At 64.1% G+C, this 2,045-nt stretch carries 1 protein-coding gene and 1 pseudogene; both read right to left on the bottom strand.

Going from position 1 to position 2,045, the window contains the following annotated elements; all coding sequences use genetic code 11:
- Positions 1–1,080: DUF2252 domain-containing protein (locus WAW85_RS04760; RefSeq protein ID WP_422558497.1), on the bottom strand; the 1,080-nt coding region annotated here is incomplete at its 3' end.
- A 20-nt stretch (positions 1,081–1,100) separates the two neighbouring features.
- A pseudogene (locus WAW85_RS04755) lies at positions 1,101–2,045 on the bottom strand (hypothetical protein); the annotation flags it as partial.

The following is a 2,045-nucleotide window of genomic DNA, read 5'->3' as shown; positions in this document are numbered from 1 at the left end:
CCCGATGGACTTCTCCGCCTTTCCGTCCTTGTCGCTCGAAAAGCCCGGCGCGGAGAGCCAGCCGAGCAGGATGTCGCTGGACGCCTGCAGTAGCTGTTGACCGAAGACCACCCGCTCCCCCTGATTCGGGAACTCAGGAACGTCGACGTACGGTGCGAGCACCGATTCCGATGCTTCCTTCATCTGCAGGAACAACGGGTCGCCGTTCACATCTCCGTCGAATAAGCCGATCCAGCAGCGCGTCCCGACACTGCCGACCCCGACCACCTTCCGCGCCATCTCCACCAGCGAGTACTGGTACGTCAGCGTCGCCACGTACGGGGGCAGCGACTTCCGGTATGCGTCGAAACGATCGACGAACGCCTGGTGTACGTCCTCGGGGGATGCATGCGGAAAAACCTCACCGGCGGGTATGAGTAATGGCGGGTCACTCTTGATGTGGACTTGACCGGCATCGTCAGTGACACAGAGCTTTTCGAGCGCTTGCTCACTGTTGCGGTGCCGAGCCTTGTTCACGGTCTTGCGAGTCCGCTTACTGGAGGCAGTGTCCAGCTGGTCGCCGATCGCCTCCATCACCTCGTCGACGTCCAGGTGGTCGTACCAGGCGGCGAGCGCCCCTTTGCTCCCCGCGTCACGGATAGTCCGCCGATATGCGCGGGCGGCCTGCTTGGCCACGGCGCGCGCTTCCTTGTCCGAGAAGCCATTGCCTTGGGCCGCCACCACCATGCTCGCCGCAAGCCGTTTGACATCCCACTCGAACGGACCCGGGTGTGTCTCGTCGAAGTCGTTGAGGTCGAAGACCATTCGGCGCTGCGGCGACAGAAAGAGACCGAAGTTAGACAGATGCGCGTCTCCGCACAATTGCGTCATAATTCCGCTGTTCGGGGTCGAGGCCAGGTCAGCGGCCATCACAGCGGCCGCCCCGCGGTAGAAGGTGAACGGTGTGGCCGCCATCCGCTCGTGCCGCACCGGCACCAAATCTGCCAGCCGCCAGGTGTCCTGCGCGCCCAAGATATCCAGCGGGTCCCGCCGATTCGCGAGTTCCGGGCCGTCACCCATCGCTGCCGCATCGAATGCCATGAGCGCGCCTCTTTCGTCGTCTACTGGTACGAGATGAAGTATGGCACCGGGCGAACGCCCATCGTCTGCTTCGGCGTAAACATCGGCTTGTCTTCTTTGTAGAAGTTCTTCCAGCCCATCCAGATATTCGGCGGCAGCCCGGAGATCATCCGATTCCATGTCCCCATCTTGACCGGCGGGGTTCCGTGACCGTCCGCGTGCAGGACAAAGGCAAGCTCCGGGAACGACGTATCCAGCTTCGCCCGGTCGCCGAGCATGTCGGCGTCGAACTGGTGGAGCACGAAGGCTTTTTGCGGAAGCTCCTTGTTCCGCACCAGCGCGGCCAGCCACGCCGCCGTCCGGTTCACCTCTTCCGGCGCTACCGCGCCGATCTGTTTAAGGTGCACTTGATCGTCCTTGAGGCGCCACTCTGGATCCAGTGCCAAACCGACGTTCGGACGCTCCAGCAGACCCTGATACATCTTCGCCTGGGTCAGGAAGTCCATCCGGCCCGGCTGTAAATCCAGCGTCACGTAGATCCCGGCGTCGGCCGCAGCATCGACCCACGGCTCAATGAGCTTCGGATCGATGATGTTGGTGTATTTGCCCTGATAGCCGGGTTCGGCTGCCGCAACCGTCACAATGATCTCGAATCCCGGGACCACCGGTTCAGCCGACAGCGTGCGGTAGGGCGCAGCTGTCTGCTGCGCGAGTTTGATGGTGGCCGGCAGGTCCTGACGCCCCAGCGGACCGAGCGCCACCGACCCAGGCGAACCGTACAGCGCGATCACCCGGCGGCCTGGGAATACCAGCTGCCCACCACCGGGCAGTTCCGGCACGGTCCGCGCCGCATGCACGCGGGCGACCAGCTGCTCGGTGTCACCGAACTGCGCGCCGACAGCGATGATCGCCGGATTGTCCGGCCGCTTCACCGCAGCGACCGACGCCCCGCTGGCGCGCGGATCGGCGACCGGCACGTCCACCAC

The sequence above is a fragment of the Gordonia sp. (in: high G+C Gram-positive bacteria) genome, from assembly GCF_049299075.1.
Classification (GTDB): domain Bacteria; phylum Actinomycetota; class Actinomycetes; order Mycobacteriales; family Mycobacteriaceae; genus Gordonia.
The sequence above is the reverse complement of the archived record's forward strand: the minus strand, read 5'-3'. Positions and strand labels throughout refer to the sequence as shown.